Annotated in this window: 1 protein-coding gene; it reads left to right on the top strand. The window is 53.5% G+C overall.

Going from position 1 to position 654, the window contains the following annotated elements:
- Nucleotides 1-46: 46 nt before the first annotated feature.
- Nucleotides 47-654 (top strand): IS110 family transposase (locus M3G15_RS21380; RefSeq protein WP_260072021.1); only part of this gene is annotated, 608 nt, incomplete at its 3' end.

Raw genomic sequence — 654 nt, 5'->3', positions numbered from 1 at the left:
TAACCCAAACCATTTCAGAGCTACATAGCAAAGGAGAGCTGATACTATGCAGTCTACCACAAAATTCGTCGGTTTAGATGTATCCAAAGAAAAAATTTCGGTTGCGATTGCAGATGTGAGCGGGGAAGCTCCACGCTATTACGGAACCATTCCCCACACACCGGCAGCGTTACGCAAGCTTATCAAAGAGCTGGGAGCGGCCGAAACGCTATCGTTTTGCTACGAGGCAGGACCCACAGGTTACGAAACCTATCGCTGGATCACCTCCATGGGGGCCCACTGTGTCGTCATTGCTCCATCGCTCATTCCCAAACGCCCCGGCGACCAAGTGAAAACAGATCGACGGGATGCCGAGCAACTCGCGCGTTTGTATCGTGCAGGAGAGCTCACTCCCGTTTACGTCCCCGAACGGGAAGATGAGGCTCTACGGGAATTGGTTCGCGCCCGTGAAGCTGCCAAGGAAGATGCCCACCGGGCTCGTCAGCGGATCTTGAAATTCCTGCTTCGTCACCAGATTGAACCACCCGCCACCATAAAGCGTCGCTGGACCAAGAAGTATCGCGTCTGGTTAGGGCAGCTTACGTTCCCGTATGAGTCCATGCACGTGGCATTCAGCGAAATGCTTCATGCTTTGGATGAGATCGAGCAACGCAT

This window comes from Paenibacillus sp. p3-SID1389 (assembly GCF_025151705.1).
GTDB classification, from domain to species: Bacteria; Bacillota; Bacilli; order Paenibacillales; family Paenibacillaceae; genus Fontibacillus; species Fontibacillus phoenicis.
This window is presented reverse-complemented; position numbering and strand designations above follow the sequence as displayed.